A 16894-nucleotide genomic window follows, 5' to 3' on the forward strand; every position below is an offset into this window, starting at 1 on the left:
CGTTCCGGGTGGGGCGGTGAGCGTCGGACGGCTGCGGGAGTGCCCGGCGACCGCCGGGGGCACGCGGGTCAGCCGGCCTCCCGCGCGATCTGCTCGAACTGGGCGCCCATGGCCTCGGCCAGCGCCTGGGCGGCGGAGAGCGGGCGCACCATCACCGTGAACTCGTCGATCCTGCCGTCCTCGTCGAGATGCAGGAAGTCGGCACCCTGGAGCTGCTTCCCGGCGACGGTGGCGGTGAAGACGAGAACGTGGTCGCGGCCGTCGGGGTTCGCGATCTCGCGGACGTAGGTGAAGTCCTCGAAGACCCGGGACACCCCGCGCACGATCGCCGCGGTGATCGCCCTGCCCCGGTACGGCTTGAAGGCGACGGGACTGGTGAAGACGACGTCGTCGGCCAGCAGGCCGGCGACGGCGTCGAGGTCACCGCTCTCGACGGCCGCGCGGAAGGGATGCATACACCACTCCTGTCTAGTCAACGAATTGAATAGCCGAGCTGGCAGGCTATGGCCGTCGTCATGCGTTTGTCCATGGGCGGATCGCGCTACATCATCACTTCATTGACTACTCGCACTGGTGCTAGCTTGTGCCCCATGGCTTTGCGGAACGCGGTGATGGCCGCCCTCCTGGAGGGCGAGGCATCCGGCTACGACCTGGCGAAGGGCTTCGACGCGACGGTCGCCAACTTCTGGATGACGACGCCCCAGCAGCTCTACCGGGAACTGGAGCGCATGGAGGCCGAGGGGCTGGTCTCGGCGCGCGTCGTCCAGCAGGAGCGCCGCCCCAACAAGCGGCTGTTCTCCCTGACCGAGGCCGGGCGTGAGGCCGTACGCGCCTACACGGCCGAGCCCCCGGGCCGGCCGTCGGTGATCCGGGACGAGCTGCTGGTCAAGGTGCAGTGCCTGGACGCCGGCGACATCGCGGCGGTACGCGCGGCGGTCGCCGAGCGCATGGAGTGGGCCACCGCCAAGCTGGCCCGCTACGAACGGATCCGGCAGCGTCTGCTCGAAGGGCGCTCGGAGGAGGCGTACTTCGCCGAGGCCGAGCGCATCGGCCCGTACCTCACGCTGATGCGCGGGATGGCGTTCGAGCGGGAGAACCTCCACTGGGGCGACATGGTGCTCCGCAGGCTCGACCAGCGCATGGCGGTCCTGCGCGCCGACGGCTGACCCGGCCGCACGTCCGCGGCGCGCCGTCACCCCGGCGCCGAGGAGGCGTCCTCGGCGAGCGGGGTCACCGGAAGCAGGGACGGCCGTTTGGCCCGGCGGCCGTCGCCGGAGGAGCGGCCCCGCAGGCGTCGCAGCAGCCAGGGCCCGAGGAAGGTGCCGGCCCAGCGCAGCTCGGTGGCGACGGTCCGCGGCCAGGAGGACCGGGTGTCGTCCGCCGGCAGGGGCCGGGTCCAGCCGTCGTCGCTGCCGGGCAGGGCGAGGGCGTGGGCGACGGCGGCCGCGATACGGGCGTGCCCGAGCGGGCCGGCGTGCAGCCGGTCGGTGCTCCACAGCCGCGGATCGGTCACCACCGGGTGCGCGGAGGTCTCCGCCACCACGACGCCGTGGCGTGCGGCCGCCTCCCTGATGCGCTCGTTGAGCACGCGGACCCGGGTGCCGAGCGGTCGGGCGAGCGGCGTGATCCGGCCGACGTCGGGAAACGTCAGCGTGGCGACGGTGGCGCCCTGGGCGGTGAGGGCGGCGAACATCGCCTCCAGGTGGCCGGCCACGTCCTCCACGTCGTACCCCGGGCGCAGCAGGTCGTTCACCCCCGCCACCACGGTGGCGAGGTCGGGCCGCAGGGCGAGTGCCGGGGCGAGCTGCTCGGCCCGCACCTGGCCGGCCCGGCGCCCGCGCACCGCGAGGTTGGCGTAGAGCAGACCGGGGCTGTCCACCGCGATCCGCTCGGCGAGCCGGTCCGCCCAGCCCCGCAGCCCGCGCACGTCGTCACCGTCCCCGACTCCCTCGGTCTGGCTGTCCCCCAGGGCGACGTAACGCAGGTACCCACCGCTCGACACCGACCGACCGCCTCTCCACCAGGCATCCCACACCTAGGTGCATTGTTTAATAATAAGAGGTGGACATACAAGAGCGCTGGACTGTCTGCACGTGCACGAGCCGGCCGGCGACCGTCGGGCGCTCGCCGCCGAGCTGATCACCTCGGCCCACCGGCGGTTCCGCTCCCAGGGCATGACCCGGCTGCCGGACTTCCACCTCTTCTCCCGCAACGACGGGCCCCCGGCCCGGTCGGCGGCCGCGTTCGACTGGCGGATCAGGGCGGCCGCGGCGGCCGGCCTCACCGATGTGCTGCGCAGGCTCCGCCACGCGTGGACGGCCGGCCGGACACCACCACGCGCGCTCCCCGGGCGGCTGGCACTCCGGCCGGAACCGGACGACGAGGTGTTCCTCGACGCCGTCCGCCAGGTGGCCGAGGGAAGCCTCGACACCTCGACCCGGCGCGCGGTCGCCGGGCACGGCGTGGAGAGGGCCGCCCGGGACGACCTGGAGGGCTACCGGGCGATATCCGGCAACCGGGACTGGTGGCGTCTGGCCCACACCCCTGACGGCACCCTCGCCTGCCTCCTCGTCCCGTCCCGCAACGACCGGAGCTTCGTGGTCGGTTACCTCGGTGTGCTGCCGTCCCTGCGCGGCCGGGAACACGTGGACGAGCTGCCGGCGGAGACCACCCGCGTCCTGCTCGCCGCGGGCGCCCGCCGGATCACGGCCGACACCGACCTGGCCAACCGTCCCATGGCGGCCGCGTTCGAGCGCGCCGGCTACCGCCACTTCGCCTCCCGGACCGTGCTCGCCGCCCCACCGACAGCCGAACGGCCCGCCGCGCCCGCCCCAGGGACCTGCCGACCGAGGGTGGGGGACGTCCGTGGCGACGCGAGGGGATCACCTCGCCCGCCAACCGTCCTGCCTGTCAAGAGCGATCACAAGCTGGACCGCGGCACCCCACGGCTTCACGCGCCTGCGACGCGCGCCCCGTCACGCTCTGTGTTCACGCGCGCGACGTCTGTAAATTCCAGGGTGTGTCCTGTGGTGACGGGCGGCCGCGCCGGCGTGGCCGCCCGTCCGTGGGCGCGGGAGCCGGCGAGGACGTCACGGTTTCCTCGTCGCGCCGTGCGCGATCCGGGCGAGGTCGGTCATCAGCGAGTCCAGCCAGGCCACGGTCGCGTAGTAACGCCGCGGAGCACCGGGCGGTTCGGCGGTGAAACCGGCGAGGACCGGGTCGGTCAAGGAGGGGGCCGCGGCCGGAGCGTCGTCCGCCGGGTCCAGCGCGGCCGAGACGAGCAGCATGCGTCCCGCCACCCGCTCGCCCAGCGTGCCGGCCGACTCGGCGGCCTCCGGGCCGAGCGCGGTCAGCGGCGGCTCCAGCAGCCGGGCCGAGCCCCACAGGGTGTGGTGACCGGCGATGAGCGTCGCCTGCCAGTCCACCGTGCGCGGGTCCGCCCCGCGTGTACCGCCCCCGAAGGGCGTGGGTTCGCTCTGCACCTGCGCGTACGCGGACTCCGCGAGGACGACGGCCCGCTGCAGGGAACGGTGGCCGGGCACCCCCGAGGGCGTGGCCGGTGCCACGTCGGCCGCGACCGAGGCGCTGGTCGCCACGACGATCTCCGCGGCCCGGCGCAGGAGTTCCGCCGCGGCCCGGCGCAGCTCGTCATGCGCGCCCCGGGGCCAGGCCAGCACCCCGAAGACGGCGCCGATCGCGCTGCCGACCAGCACGTCCAGCATCCTGACCTCCGCCAGCCGCCACGTCGGCTGCGCCAGCTGCGCGAAGACCAGCGCGACGAGCACGGTGAACATCCCCTGCGCCCAGCCGACGCCCCGGACCGGGCCCACCGTGAAGGCGCACAGCATCCACACCGGCAGCAGGACGGCGTACACCGCGGTGTCGGACTCCACCAGGATCAGCACGCCCGCGCTGACCAGGGCCCCGGCCAGGGTGCCCGCGAGCGCCAGGCGGACGGTGCTCCACGTCGCGCCCAGGGTGGTCCGGGTGAGGGTGAGGGTCGCGAGCATGGCCCAGAACCCGTGCGGCAGCGTGTCCACTCCGGCGACGAACCGCACGGCCGTCAGGGCCAGGGCCATGCGCACCGCGTTCTGGAAGAACACCGACCGGCGTCCGGCGTGGCCGCGTGCCCGGTGCCACCACAGCAGCGGGGCCGGGGTCGTGGCGTACCAGAAGCGGCCGGGCGGCAGCGGCACCGAGGCGCGGCGGCCGCCCACCGCCAGATCGGCCGCCGCGCCCATCGCGAGCGCCGCGTCGGCGACCTCCAGCACGGCGGCGTGGCAGCGCAGGACCTCGGGCGGAAGGCAGACGCCGGTGCCGGTGGACGGGGGGCCGGCGGAGACGGCGGACAGGCGTGCGCGCGCCGTGAGCAGCTCCGCCCGCAGGGCCACCGGGGACGTCCCGGTGCGCAGGCGGCCGGCGGTGGCCCCGGCGAGGCGTGCCACCGACCGCAGAACGGCGGTCACGTGGGGTGCCGTCTCGTCGTCCCGTAGGGGGCGCAGCTGGGCGAGTCTGCCGAGCAGGGTGCGGGTGGCCAGTCCGGTGTGGGTGAGGGCGCGCTCGCGCACGCCGGGCCCCGCCGGGCGTTCGGCCTCCGGCACGTTGAGCGGGCGCAGCGCCTGGCCGGCGTCCTGGGCGGCCCGGATGTCCGTGCCGGTCAGGGCACCGCCGGCCGTGGCGAGCCGCGCCGCGCACCGCTCGGCGACCAGGGCCGCGCGGGCGGCCCGCTCCCGGTACGACGGCGGGGCGGGCTCGGGCAGGAGCAGCGCCTCGGCCGCGACGAACAGGGCGACGCCCGTGGTCGTTCCGAGCAGCCGGTCGCCGAGCGAGCCGGGATCGTACGGCGGGAACGACGGCAGGATGTACAGGAGCTGGAGGCCCGGCGCCGCGCCCGCCGGACGCGGTCCGCCCACGGCGGAGAAGGCCAGCGTGAAGCCGACCACCAGCATGCCGAGCACGGCGCTCCACGTCCGCACCGACAGACAGGTGCCGACGACGACCAGGACCCAGCACACCGGCAGCAGGCGCGCGATGAACGCGGCCCGCTGCGGGCCGGTGCCGGGGATCCTGGACAGTCCGCCCAGGGCCACCACGGTGAACAGCGCGTACGTCGCCGCCACGGGGCGGTCGAGGCCGTAGCGGAAGGCGTAGAAGCCCGCCGCCGCGACCAGCGTCACGCGCAGCGCACGACGGCCGGAGGCGGCGTAGGCCGTCGTCAGCCGGGCCGGGACACCCCACACCCCTACAGAATCGCCGACGGCCGGGGGTCCGGCACCTCACGGCCCGGCGGAACGGGCGGCTGGGAGGAGGGCGGGAAAAAAGGCGCGGAAAACAGGCGGAAAGCCGCGGAGAACGCGCAGAATTCGGCGACAAAAGGAAAGGCAAGGAGGTCACCCATTCCTTGCCACTCTTAACTTATAGCGCACTGGGGGGCTTGCGGCAAGGCCCCCGTCGTCCCGCAGAATTGCCGGCCGAGGCCAGGAAGCTGTGGAAATAGGAGATTCACCCAGTGCGTGTGCTTTTGTCGACGTTTGGTTCGCGCGGAGATGTCGAACCGATGGCCGGACTCGCGGTGCGGTTGCGGGAGCACGGCGCACGGGTGCGGGTGTGCGCGCCGCCGGACGAGGACTTCGCGCGGCGGCTGGCCGATGCCGGCGTGCCGCTGACACCGGTCGGCCCGTCGGCGCGCGCGCTCACCACGGCCCGTCCGGCGCCCGCCGCCCTGCCCGAGCGCGCGGCCCGGCTGATCGCCGGCCAGCTGGAGACGCTCCCCGCGGTGGCCGAGGGGTGTGACGTGCTGGTGGCGACCGGCCCGCTGCCCGCCGCGGCCGGCGCCCTGTCGGTGGCCGAGCGACTCGGCGTCCCCGCCGTGTCCGTGACCTTCCAGCAGCTCACCCTGCCGTCGCCGCACCACCGGCCCCTCGCCTATCCGGGCCGGCCTCTCCCGCCGGAGGTGACGGACCACCAGGCGCTGTGGGACCTGGACGTGCGGCACACGGACGCGTTGTTCGGCGAGGCACTCAACACGAACCGGGCCGCGATCGGCCTGCCGGCGGTGGACCACGTGCGCGACTACGTCATCGGCGGCCGGCCCTGGGTGGCGACGGACCCCGCACTGGACCCCCTGTACGAGCGGCCGGACCTCGACGTGGTCCAGACCGGCGCGTGGATCCTGCCCGACGAGCGCCCGCTGCCCGCCGAGCTGACGGCGTTCCTGGACGCCGGCGCCCCGCCGGTGTACGTGGGTTTCGGCAGCATGCCCCTGCACACCTCGCCCGACGCCGCCCGGGTCGTCGTCGAGGCGGTCCGCGCACAGGGCCGCCGCGTGGTCCTGTCCCGCGGCTGGGCCGGTCTGTCCCCGGTCGACGGGCAGGACGACTGCTGCGTGGTCGGGGAGGTCAACCAGCAGGCCCTGTTCGCCCGGGTGGCCGCCGTCGTGCACCACGGAGGCGCCGGCACCACGACGACCGCCGCGCGGGCCGGCGCGCCCCAGGTGGTGGTGCCGCAGGTGGCGGACCAGCCGTACTGGGCCGGCCGGGTGGCCGAGCTGGGGATCGGTGCGGCCCACGACGGTCCCACGCCGGCGGTCGGCTCCCTGTCCGCCGCGCTCGGAACGGCCCTCGCCCCCGCCACCCGCGCCCGGGCCGTCGCCCTGGCGGACCGGGTCCGCGCCGACGGGGCGGAGGTGGCGGCACGGCTGCTGCTCGACGCGCACGACTGAGACCACCAGGTTCGTCCCAGCCGTCCCGACGCCCTGCCGCACGTATGGTCGCGAGCGGCCTCGCCACGGAGCACACCGATATGACACAGTCCCTGACCACCGGCGCCTTCGACCTTCCCGAGCGCCTCGCCGCCAAGGCCGACCCGGCCCTCGTCGCCGGCGACGAGAGGCACTTCGCGGCCATCGCGGAGTGTCTCGAGCAGACGATCGCCGACCTGACCCGCCGCCTGGACGCCGAGCGCAGGGCGCCGGGTGGCATGGGCCGGCACGCGATGGACCGGGACGCGGAGATCCACCGGCTCACCGCCCGCCTGCGCACTCTGCGGCGGTTCGGCCTGGACCTGTGCCTGGGCCGCATGGTCGGTGCGGACGGCTCCGAGCCCGTGTACGTCGGACGGCTCGGCCTCACGGACAGCACGGGCCGCCGGCTGCTGGTGGACTGGCGCTCCCCCGCGGCCGAACCCTTCTTCGGCGCCACCCACGCCAACCCGATGGGGCTGGTGAGCCGCCGCAGGTACCGCTGGACCGACGGCAGGATCAGCGACTACTGGGACGAGGTGTTCACCCCGAACGGGCTGGCCGGGCACGCCGCCCTGGACGACCAGTCCGCGTTCATCGCCAGCCTCGGCGGCACCCGTTCGCCACGGATGCGGGACGTGCTCGGCACCATCCAGGCCGACCAGGACGCCGTCATCCGGGCGGGGTCCCGCGGCGCTCTGGTGGTCGACGGCGGCCCGGGGACGGGGAAGACGGTCGTCGCCCTGCACCGCTCCGCCTATCTCCTCCACTCCGACCCCCGGGTGGGCCACCGCCGGGGCGGCGTCCTCTTCGTCGGCCCGCACCGGCCGTACCTGGCCTACGTCTCCGACGTGCTGCCCAGTCTCGGCGAGGAGGGCGTGCAGACCTGCGTCCTGCGGGACCTCGTCGCCGAGGGGGCGGACGCGGTGGCCGAGACCGACCCGGAGGTGGCCCGTCTGAAGTCGTCGGCGGACATGGTGAAGGCGATCGAGAAGGCCGTGCGGTTCTACGAGGAGCCGCCGGCCGAGGGCATGGCGGTCAGCACCCCCTGGTCCGAGGTCTGGCTGAGCCCCGGCGACTGGGCCGTGGCGTTCGACGCGGCGGAGCCCGGCACCGCGCACAACGAGGCGCGCCACCAGGTCTGGGAGGAGCTGCTGACGATCCTGGTGGACAAGCAGGAAGGCGACGGCGACGGCGGTGCCTCGCCCGAGCCGCTGCGCAGGGCGCTGCGGCAGAACCGGGAGCTGCGCACGGCGTTCGACCGGGCGTGGCCGCTGCTGGAGGCGGCCGACCTCGTCGGGGACCTGTGGTCGGTGCCCGCCTACCTGCGGCTGTGCGCCCCCTGGCTGACCCGCGAGGAGGTACGGCGGCTGCAACGGACGGACCCCCACGCCTGGACGGTGTCCGACCTGCCGCTTCTGGACGCGGCGCGGCAGCGGCTCGGCGACCCGGAGACGGCCCGGCGCAAACGCCGGCAGGAAGCCGTCCTCGCCGCGCAGCGCGAGCGCATGACGCAGGTGGTCGACAACCTCGTCCAGGCGGTGGCCGACTCCGGTGCCGACGGTGACGACGGAGAGGGCCTGGTGCGGATGCTGCGCGGGGAGGACGCCAAGGTCAGCCTGGTGGACGAGTCGGAGCTGGCGGCCGTCGACCCGGACCGGCTCGCCGGCCCGTTCGCGCACGTCGTCGTGGACGAGGCGCAGGAACTGACCGACGCCGAGTGGCAGATGCTGCTGCTGCGCTGCCCGTCGCGGAGCTTCACCGTCGTCGGGGACCGCGCCCAGGCCCGGCACGGGTTCACGGAGTCCTGGCGGGAACGGCTCGAAAGGGTCGGCTTCGGCCGGATCGAACTGGCCTCGCTGAGCATCAACTACCGGACGCCCAAGGAGATCATGGCGGAGGCCGAGCCGGTCATCCGGGCGGTCCTCCCGGACGCCAACGTGCCGGTCTCCATCCGCGGCGGCGGTGTCCCCGTCGTCCACGGGTCCGTGGCGGACCTGCGCCCGCTGCTGGACACCTGGCTCGCCGAGCACGCCGACGGGATCGCCTGTGTCATCGGCGATCCCGCGTTCCGGTCGACGTCCCGGGTGCGCTCGCTGACCCCGGAGCTGGCGAAGGGACTCGAGTTCGACCTGGTCGTCCTGGTCGATCCGCGAGGGTTCGGCGACGGCGTGGAGGGCGCGGTGGACCGCTACGTCGCGATGACCCGGGCGACCCGGCAGCTCGTCGTCCTCACCAGCGCCTGAACGCCCGCGGGGCCCGGCCGCTCAGGCGGTGCAGGCCGGTACGCCGTCCAGCCAGGCCGGGCCTTTGATGTAGATGTTGGTGACCCAGGCGCGGTAGTCGGGGAGGTAGGACCAGGCGTCGTTGGTGTATCCCTCGGCGGTGACGGTCTCGGCGTGCTTCTGGCAGGCGACGCGGATCGTCGTGGGGCCGGGGAAGGCGTAGACGCGGGCGGCCCGGACGGAGGGCTGGGCCTTGGTCCACACGCCGGTGCCCCAGGTGCGGAGGACGGGGCCCTCGACGGTGCCGGTGTTGACGCGGACGGCCCCGAAGTAGTCGCCGCCGAGGCGGACGTCACTGACCATCAGCCTGGTCCCGGACTGCCGGGCCTCCACCATCCTGCCGGCGCCGAGGTAGAGGGCGATGTGGTGCAGGTCGGCCGAGGTGCCGTAGGCGAGCAGGTCCCCGGGGCGCAGCGGGGCGAGGCCCTCGGCCGCGGTGAAGCGGGCGGTGGTGCGGTGGGTGTAGTACTGGGCGCTGGCGTCCCCGTCGAGGATGTCGGCGCCGGCGGCCTGGGCGTAGGCGTAGCGGACGAGGCCCGAGCAGTCGAAGCCGAGGCGCTCGGGGTCGTGTTCGCTGGCCGGGTCGGTCGGGTCGACCTTGCCGTGGGTGGCGCCGGGCTGCGGGCCGTGGCCGCCGCCCCAGGTGTACCAGACGCCGGCCGCGACCTGTGCGCAGGCGGCGTCGACGGCCCGTTCGGCCGCGGCGGTCGCGCCCGGGGCGAGGACGGCGCAGCCGCCGTCGGCCGGCCCGGGGAGCCGGTCGGCGGCGAGCGCCGGCCGGGTGAGGAAGAGTGCTGTCAGCAGGGCGATGAGCGCGCCGATGACGCCGGTCCGCCGGAGCATGCCGGAACCCCCGTTTCCTTCTGTGGTGTGGTCGGTGCACAGCCTTCCCGGGTACGGCGTGCCGGTCGACGAGGACGCGCGGACCTTCTTCGACGGGCAACGGGAAACGTTCGGGAAACCCCTTCCGGACAGGCTGGTTGTTCAGTGCGGCGGGCACGCGGAGGCGCCGGGGGCGGGCTCGCCGGGGAGCAGGGAGCGGCGGGTCGCCGGATCCGTCTCGCGGTCCAGGCGGCAGATCTCCGCCAGCCGGGTGCCGGTGTCCAGGTTCCACAGCCGTACCGTGCCGTCGTAGCTGCTGCTCGCCACCGTCCGTCCGTCGGGGGCGAAGGCCACGCCCCACACGGCGTCGGTGTGCCCGGAGAGCGTGGCCCACGGCCGCCGTCCGGGCACGTCCCACAGCCGTACCGTACGGTCGTTGCCGCTGCTGGCCAGCAGTCGGCCGTCCGGTGAGAAGGCCAGGCCGCGCACCGAGCCGGTGTGGCCGGTCAGCGAGTCGAGGAGCCGGTGCCGGGCCACGTCCCACAGCCGTACGGTGCCGTCGTTGCCCGCACTGGCCAGGGTGCGGCCGTCCGGGCTGAACGCGACGCCCCGCACGGCGCCGGTGTGGCCGGTCAGCCTGGCCAGCGGACGGTGGGTCCGGACGTCCCACAGCCGGACCGTCAGATCGTCGCCGGCGCTGGCCAGTTGCCGTCCGTCGGGGCTGAAGGCGACGCCGTTGACGTAGTCGGTGTGGCCGGTGAGGACGGCGAGCGGGCGGCGGCCGGGGACGTCCCAGAGGCGGACGGTGCGGTCGGCGCCCGCGGAGGCGAGGGTACGGCCGTCGGGGGCGAACGCCACTGCGAACACGGCTCCGCGGTGGCCGTGCAGCACGGTGCGCGGGCGGCGGGCCGTGGTGTCCCAGAGCACCACCGTGCCGTCGGAACCGGCCGCGGCGAGCGTGTGCCCGTCCGGCGCGAACGCCACGGTGGTGACGCTGCCGGGCTGTCCTTCCAGGGTGGTGGGCGTGCCGCGCCGGCGGGCCGGGCCGGGGTCCCACAGCCGCACGGTGTGGTCGGCGTCCGCGGTGGCCAGCTGCCGTCCGTCGGGCCGGTAGGCGACGGCGGAGACCTCCGTGAACGGGCGGGCGGCCAGGGTGCGGCCGCGCAGGTCCCACAGGACCACGGACTGGTCGAACCCGCCGGTGGCGAGCAGTGTGCCGGTGGTGTCGACCGCCACGGACATCACGTAGTCGGTGTGTCCGCTCAGGACGGTGACGAGCCGTCCGCCGCGGACGTCCCACAGCCGGGTCGTGCCGTCCCCGCTCGCGCTGATCACGGTGGTGCCGTCGCGGGTGTAGGCGACCGCGTTGACGTCGTCGCTGTGCCCGCTGAGCGTCGCGGTGGCCCGGCGGCGGCCGACGTCCCACAGCCGTACGGTCCGGTCCACTCCCCCGCTGGCCAGGCCGCGGCCGTCGGGGGCGAAGGCCAGGCCGAGCACCGCGTCGGTGTGTCCGCGCAGGGCGGCCAGTTGACGGGCCCGGCCGGCGTCCCACAGCCGTACGGTCCGGTCGGCTCCGGCGGAGGCGAGCGTGCGGGCGTCCGGGCTGAAGGCGAGCGCGTCGACCTCGCCGGAGTGGCCGGTGAGGCGGGCCGTCCGCCGCGGGCCGCGGGCCGTGTCCCAGAGCTGGACGGCTCCGTCGGTGGCGGCGACGGCGAGGGTGTGCCCGCGCGGGGCGAAGGCGACCGCGCGGGCCGCCGCGGTGTCCGGCAGCAGCGTGGTGCGGGAGGGGCGGCCCGGGGACCACAGCCGTACCGGTCCGTCGGTCGAGGTGACCGCGAGGGTACGGCCGTCCGGACTGAAGGCGAGGGCACGGATGCGGCCGGGGACGGTGAGCGTCGCGGTCGTCCGGTGGTCGGTCAGGCGCCGCAGCCGGACCGTGCCGTCGGAGCCGGCGGTGGCCAGCAGACGGCCGCCCGGGGCGAAGGCGACCGCGTTGACCGGGCCGCGGTGACCGCCGAGCCGGGCCGCGAAGGGCTCGGCCTGGGTGCTCAGCAGGGCGCCGCGGGTGGTGGCGGTGGGCTGGGTGCGGTAGGCCTCGGCGGCGAGCAGCATCGAGGCCTCCGGGCGGCCCCCGGCCAGCAGGGTGGAGCGGACGGCCAGGGCCTGGGAGCGGGCGAGGCGCTCCTGGGCGAGCGCGTCGGTGCGCTGCCGGTAGGCGAGACCGCCGGCGGCCAGGGCGCAGCCGAGCAGGACGACGAGCGTGGCCGTCATCGCCTGCCGCAGCCGGTTCTGACGCCGTGTCTGCCGCTGACGGGTCTCCTCCTCGGCTTCGCTGGCGTGCAGGAACGCCTCCTCCACGGGGCCCAGCGGGCCGAGCCGGTCCGTGTCCGCCGCCCAGGAGCGCACGGTGTCGAGCCGGGTGCCGCGGTAGAGCGCCGACGGGTCGCGGCCCTCGCGTTCCCACGCGGCCGCCGCGTGGCCGAGTTGCTGGCGGACGAGCAGGCCCGCCCGGTCCGCGTCGATCCAGTCCCGCAGCCGGGGCCAGCTGTGCAGCAGGGCCTCGTGGGTGATCTCCACGCTGTCGCTGTCGACGGTGACGAGCCGGGCGCGGACGAACACGTCGAGCGCGGTGTCGGCGCCCGCCGCGTCGGACGGCTGTGCCACGAGGTCGGTGCGGCGGACCCGGCGCCGGGTCGCGCCGGTGTCGTCGGAGACCTGCACGAGCCGGGAGAGGATGCGCCGGATGGTCTGCTGCTCGGCGGGGTACAGCTGGGCGAAGGCGTCCTCGGCGGTGCGGGCCACGGCGCCCTGGATGCCGCCGGTGCTCTCGTACCCCGCGACGGTGAGGGTGTTCCCCTCGCGGCGGCGCCAGGTGGCGAGCAGGGCGTGCGAGACCAGGGGCAGCGCGCCGGAGGGCACCCCCCGCGCTCCGGGTCCGCCGGGACTGCCGGGGTCGGCGGGTTCACCGGGTTCGCCTGTGAGTCCGGCGTCCCGCAGCAGCAGCGGGACGAGCCCGGGCTCGAGGGTGACACCGGCGAGTTCGGCGGGGCGGGTGACGGACTCGATCAGCTCCGCGGTGGTCATCGGCGCCAGGACGTGCAGGCCGTCGGTGAAGGCGGGGGCGAGTCCGGGCAGGTCGAGGCAGCGCCCGGAGAAGTCGGCGCGCACACCGAGGACGACCACCGCGGGATCGTGGGCGGCAGACGGCTCGGGCGCGGCCAGCGCGCACAGCACGCGGGCGAAGGTGCGCCGTTCGTCCTCGTCGGCGCAGAGGGTGAACAGTTCCTCGAACTGGTCGACCAGCAGGACCAGTCGGGGCGGGGGCGGTGGCCGGCGCCCGGCCGGGGGTGTGTCCACGCGGGTCCGTACCGCGTCGAGGAGGGCCTCGGGCCGCTCGGCCAGCCGGGCGGTGGTGAGGTCCAGGTCGCCGCCGAGCACCTTGGCGGCGCGTTCCAGCAGCTCCCGCGACGGGTGCGCGGTGGGGGTGAGGGTGACGACCGGCCAGCGGTCGGCGCCGGCCATCGGGAAGCCGCCGGGCCGTCGGAGGGCGGGCACCAGGCCGGCGTTCAGCAGGGACGACTTGCCCGCGCCGGAGGGGGCGACGAGCAGCAGCGGCCCCTTGCCGACCCTGTCGAAGACCCGTTCCACGAGGGCGGCCGTGGCCCGTTCCCGGCCGAAGAACCGGCCTGCGTCCTGGGTGGTGAACGCCGACAGGCCCGGGTAGGGGCAGCCGGGGCCGGTGACATCGTTGCCGTCGGCGGGTCTCGCCGGGCGCGGTGGGGCGACCAGCGCCAGCAACTCGCCGTCCGCGCGCAGGATCCGGTCGCAGCGGCGGGCCACGTCGACGGTCGGGCGCTTCGCGCCGGTCTCGATCTTGCTCAGATACCCCTTGCTGTAGTGGGTCTGTCGGGCCAGGTCGGCGAGTGACAGACCGCGCTGCTGCCTCAGTCGTCGTAGGTGTGCGGGGAAGGACGGTGTGGTCGGCACCGCCCGGTCCCCGTCGTTCTCGTTCCGGTTGCCGTTGCCGGCTCCCTGTCGCGGTTCCCCCAAGGGTCCCCCATGGCAAGCGTGCCAGGCCGTGAGACGGCGGGAGCCCAGGTTACTGCCGGGGTCGGACAGGTGGCCCAGCCATGCGTGCACAGTGGCCGAAAACAAGCTTCCGGAACCGCGGTCGCGGTTCCGGAAGCTTCCCCCGTGCTGCCCCTCGGCCGGCCGTGGGTGGGGTGGGGCGGCCGAGGGTCCGTGGTCCTGTTCCGCCCCTCGCCTACGGCCGGTTGAGGGTGATGGAGTTGATCGGTGTCAGGTCGGCGTACACGCCCGTCCCCTCGGCGATGGGTCCGCCGCAGCCGACGCCGTTGTACCCCGTGCACAGGCTCGCGGTGGCCCCGCCGTACTGGTTGTTGAGGACCCAGTGCCGGCCGACCTGGTTGCTGAGGTTGTGCGGGCCGTAGCTGTAGAGGACCAGGCTCGGCGACCGGGCCGGGTCCTGGTTCTGCGGGTACACGCAGACCGCGCCGTCCGGGCAGCCGGCCCACGGGTCGGCCGCCGGCCGGGCGTGGGCCGCGCCGCTCATCGCCAGCACCGCTGCCGTGGCGGTCGCGAACGCGGCGGCCCCGCGAAGCATCGTGCGCATGGTTCCCCCTTGCCGTTCTCCTGCGTCGTCGTCGCAGGTCGTACCTGGTGTTGACGGATTGACGGTCCCGCGGCGCCTGGCCCGTGTCGACGGGTTTCCCGTCGTCCGTCCCGCCCTCGCCCGGGAAACCGCCCGTGACCAGCGGGAGGAGGAGCGGCGGGCAACGGCGTGCGGACGGGCCGGTGGCGGCCTTCCCGCGGGCGGGGCCGAACGGTCCAGCGCGGTCGCGCCGTCCGCCGTTCCCGCGCGCCCGCCCGGCACACTTGACGGACCCTTGCATCCACGCGTGTACGAAGGGACCCGTCCGCCCATGCAGATCGACCTGACAGGACGCACCGCGCTGGTCACCGGCTCGACGCAGGGAATCGGCGCCGCCATCGCCGTCGCCCTCGCCCGGGCCGGGGCCCGTGTGGGCGTCAACGGCCGCGACGAGCGGCGGGTGGCCGACAGCGTCGCCGCACTCGCACAGCAGGCCCCCGGCGCCGAACTGGTGCCGGTGGCCGCCGACGTGTCCGGCGACGAGGGCGCGGACCGGGTGGCCCGGCTGCTGCCGCAGGTGGACATCCTCGTCAACAACCTGGGCGTCTTCGGCGCCGCGGACCCGTTGGAGATCACCGACGACGAGTGGCGGCGCTACTTCGAGGTGAACGTCCTCGCCGCCGTACGGCTGACCCGGCTTTACCTGCCGGGCATGACCGAGCGCGGCTGGGGGCGCGTCCAGTACGTCGCCAGCGACTCGGCCGTGGTCGTCCCCGCCGAGATGATCCACTACGGCATGTCGAAGACCGCGCTGCTGGCGGTGAGCCGCGGCTTCGCCAAGAAGGCGGCGGGCACGGGCGTCACGGTGAACTCCGTCATCGCGGGTCCCACGCACACCGGCGGCGTGGAGGACTTCGTGTACGACCTCGTGGACCGGGAGCTGCCCTGGGACCAGGCGCAGCGCGCGTTCATGCGCGAGCACCGCCCGCAGTCCCTGCTGCAGCGGCTGATCGAGCCGGAGGAGATCGCCCACATGGTCGTCTACCTCAGTTCGGAGCAGGCGTCGGCCACGACCGGCGGGGCGCTGCGGGTGGACGGCGGGTACATCGACTCGATCCTGCCCTGACGCCGGTCGGCGGTGGTCCGGGGGACGGCGTGGGGGGTCAGCTCGGCTGCGACAGGTCGATGGCCCGGTCGACGTCGTCGGGCCGGAGCACGCGGAGGATGCCTTCGAGCAGGTAGTAGTCGGCGTAGGGCAGCGAGATCTCGATCCCGTCCTCGGCCGGGCGGTTGCGGGTGCAGCGGGCCACGACCGCGTCGGCGCGCGCCGAGTTCCTCGTCAGGCAGGTGTCCGCGAGTGCGGTGAGCAGGCGCAGCGCCACCTCCCGGTAGGTCCGGCTGCCCGTCGACGCGTGCAGGTCGAGCAGGCCGCAGGCCATGACGGCGCCGGCGGAGGCGTCCTTGACGTCGTACGGCTGCTGCGGCGCGCGGTAGTCCCAGACGGGGACGTGGTCCGGGCCCAGCGCCCCGATGGCGAAGTCGGCCAGCCTGCGTGCGGTGTCCCGGAACTCCGGGTTCCCGGTGCGCCGGTACATCGTGGTGAACCCGTAGATGCCCCAGGCCTGTCCGCGCGACCAGCAGGACGTCGGGCTGTACCCCTGCACCGTGCCGGGGCCGAGCGGTGCGCCGGTGTCCGGGTCGAAGTCGAAGACGTGCGGGGTGGATCCGTCCGGGCGGGGGAAGACGCGCTGCGCGGTCCTCGCGTGCTCCACGGCGATGTCCAGGTACCTGCCGTCGCCGGTCTCCCGGCTCGCGAACGCCAGCAGGTCGAGGTTCATCATCGTGTCCATGATGACGCGGCCCGCGTTGGCACGGTCCGTCAGCGCGCCCCAGGCGCGGATGAACCGTCCGCGCGGGTTGTACCGCCGGCTCAGGGAGTCGGCGGCCTGTATCGCGCCGGTCCGCCATGTCCCGTCGCCGGTCAGCCGCCAGGCGGTGACCCACGAGGGGGTGAAGAGGAAGCCGAGGTCGTGGGTGCTCGTGTCGTACTGACGGGGGGCGAGGCCGCGGGCCGAGTCGACCGCCCACGTGCGGAAGGAGTCGTCCTTGGTGTGGAGCCAGGCCATCCACAGCGTTCCTGGCCAGAATCCGCCCACCCAGTCCCCGGTGCGCGAGTACGTCCACTTCTCGAACTTCGTGCCGACCGGGAAGCCGGTCACGTCCGGCGCGACGGTGCGGACCTTCTCGACGGCGTAGTCCGCCGCCGCCCGGAGCGTCCGCAGGGTCGCCCCCGGGGCCTGCCGGTCCGTGGCTCCCGCGGCCGGCACCGCCGGGACTCCCGCGGCCGCCGCACCGGCCCCCGTGGCCAACAGCGCACGCCGGGACACGCTCATGGTCGCCCTCCCATTCCGCCTCGGACAAGAGAAGTCGGCCGAG

At 74.9% G+C, this 16894-nt stretch carries 11 protein-coding genes; 4 read left to right on the forward strand and 7 right to left on the reverse strand.

Going from position 1 to position 16894, the window contains the following annotated elements; all coding sequences use genetic code 11:
* Window positions 1–68: 68 nt before the first annotated feature.
* Entirely contained in the window at window positions 69–455 is a 387-nt protein-coding gene (locus ACZ4VF_RS31300; protein ID WP_467930201.1) for a nuclear transport factor 2 family protein, read from the reverse strand.
* Between the two features lie 135 nt (window positions 456–590).
* Between ACZ4VF_RS31300 and ACZ4VF_RS31305 the strand changes: the two genes are divergently transcribed.
* Window positions 591–1166, forward strand: a complete 576-nt coding sequence (locus tag ACZ4VF_RS31305; protein WP_467930203.1) for a PadR family transcriptional regulator — start codon at window positions 591–593, stop codon at window positions 1164–1166.
* Between the two features lie 26 nt (window positions 1167–1192).
* On the opposite strand, the gene ACZ4VF_RS31310 is transcribed toward ACZ4VF_RS31305, so the two are convergent.
* A complete protein-coding gene (locus tag ACZ4VF_RS31310) occupies window positions 1193–2002 on the reverse strand; it encodes an SGNH/GDSL hydrolase family protein (RefSeq protein WP_467930205.1) in 810 nt (269 codons plus the stop codon).
* A gap of 1087 nt (window positions 2003–3089) precedes the next feature.
* Window positions 3090–5240, reverse strand: coding sequence for an FUSC family protein (locus ACZ4VF_RS31315; RefSeq protein ID WP_467930206.1), 2151 nt, complete (start codon window positions 5238–5240; stop codon window positions 3090–3092).
* 269 nt (window positions 5241–5509) lie between these two features.
* On the opposite strand from ACZ4VF_RS31315, the gene ACZ4VF_RS31320 reads away from it, so the two are divergent.
* Together ACZ4VF_RS31320 and helR are read left to right on the forward strand one after the other, a co-directional pair.
* Window positions 5510–6721, forward strand: a complete 1212-nt coding sequence (locus ACZ4VF_RS31320; protein ID WP_467930207.1) for a glycosyltransferase — start codon at window positions 5510–5512, stop codon at window positions 6719–6721.
* A gap of 80 nt (window positions 6722–6801) precedes the next feature.
* Entirely contained in the window at window positions 6802–8985 is a 2184-nt protein-coding gene (gene helR, locus ACZ4VF_RS31325; protein WP_467930208.1) for an RNA polymerase recycling motor ATPase HelR, read from the forward strand.
* A gap of 21 nt (window positions 8986–9006) precedes the next feature.
* Here helR and ACZ4VF_RS31330 read toward each other — a convergent pair whose 3' ends face one another.
* From ACZ4VF_RS31330 to ACZ4VF_RS31340, 3 genes are all read right to left on the reverse strand, one after another.
* Window positions 9007–9867, reverse strand: a complete 861-nt coding sequence (locus ACZ4VF_RS31330) for an NlpC/P60 family protein (protein WP_467930210.1) — start codon at window positions 9865–9867, stop codon at window positions 9007–9009.
* Window positions 9868–10008: 141 nt separating this feature from the next.
* Window positions 10009–13896 (reverse strand): nSTAND1 domain-containing NTPase, encoded by a 3888-nt coding sequence (locus ACZ4VF_RS31335; RefSeq protein ID WP_467930211.1) that lies wholly within the window; start codon window positions 13894–13896, stop codon window positions 10009–10011.
* Between the two features lie 214 nt (window positions 13897–14110).
* Window positions 14111–14479: a hypothetical protein gene (locus tag ACZ4VF_RS31340; protein WP_467930212.1), complete on the reverse strand. Its 369-nt coding sequence runs from the start codon at window positions 14477–14479 to the stop codon at window positions 14111–14113.
* A gap of 310 nt (window positions 14480–14789) precedes the next feature.
* Here ACZ4VF_RS31340 and ACZ4VF_RS31345 point away from each other — a divergent pair, with 310 nt between their 5' ends.
* Window positions 14790–15584: an SDR family NAD(P)-dependent oxidoreductase gene (locus ACZ4VF_RS31345; protein ID WP_467930213.1), complete on the forward strand. Its 795-nt coding sequence runs from the start codon at window positions 14790–14792 to the stop codon at window positions 15582–15584.
* A 37-nt stretch (window positions 15585–15621) separates the two neighbouring features.
* Here ACZ4VF_RS31345 and ACZ4VF_RS31350 read toward each other — a convergent pair whose 3' ends face one another.
* Window positions 15622–16851 carry a glycoside hydrolase family 88 protein gene (locus tag ACZ4VF_RS31350; protein WP_467930215.1) on the reverse strand — a complete coding sequence of 410 codons (1230 nt, stop codon included), beginning with the start codon at window positions 16849–16851 and terminating at the stop codon, window positions 15622–15624.
* Window positions 16852–16894 lie beyond the last annotated feature (43 nt).

The sequence above is a fragment of the Streptomyces sp. NPDC029151 genome (genome assembly GCF_055564315.1).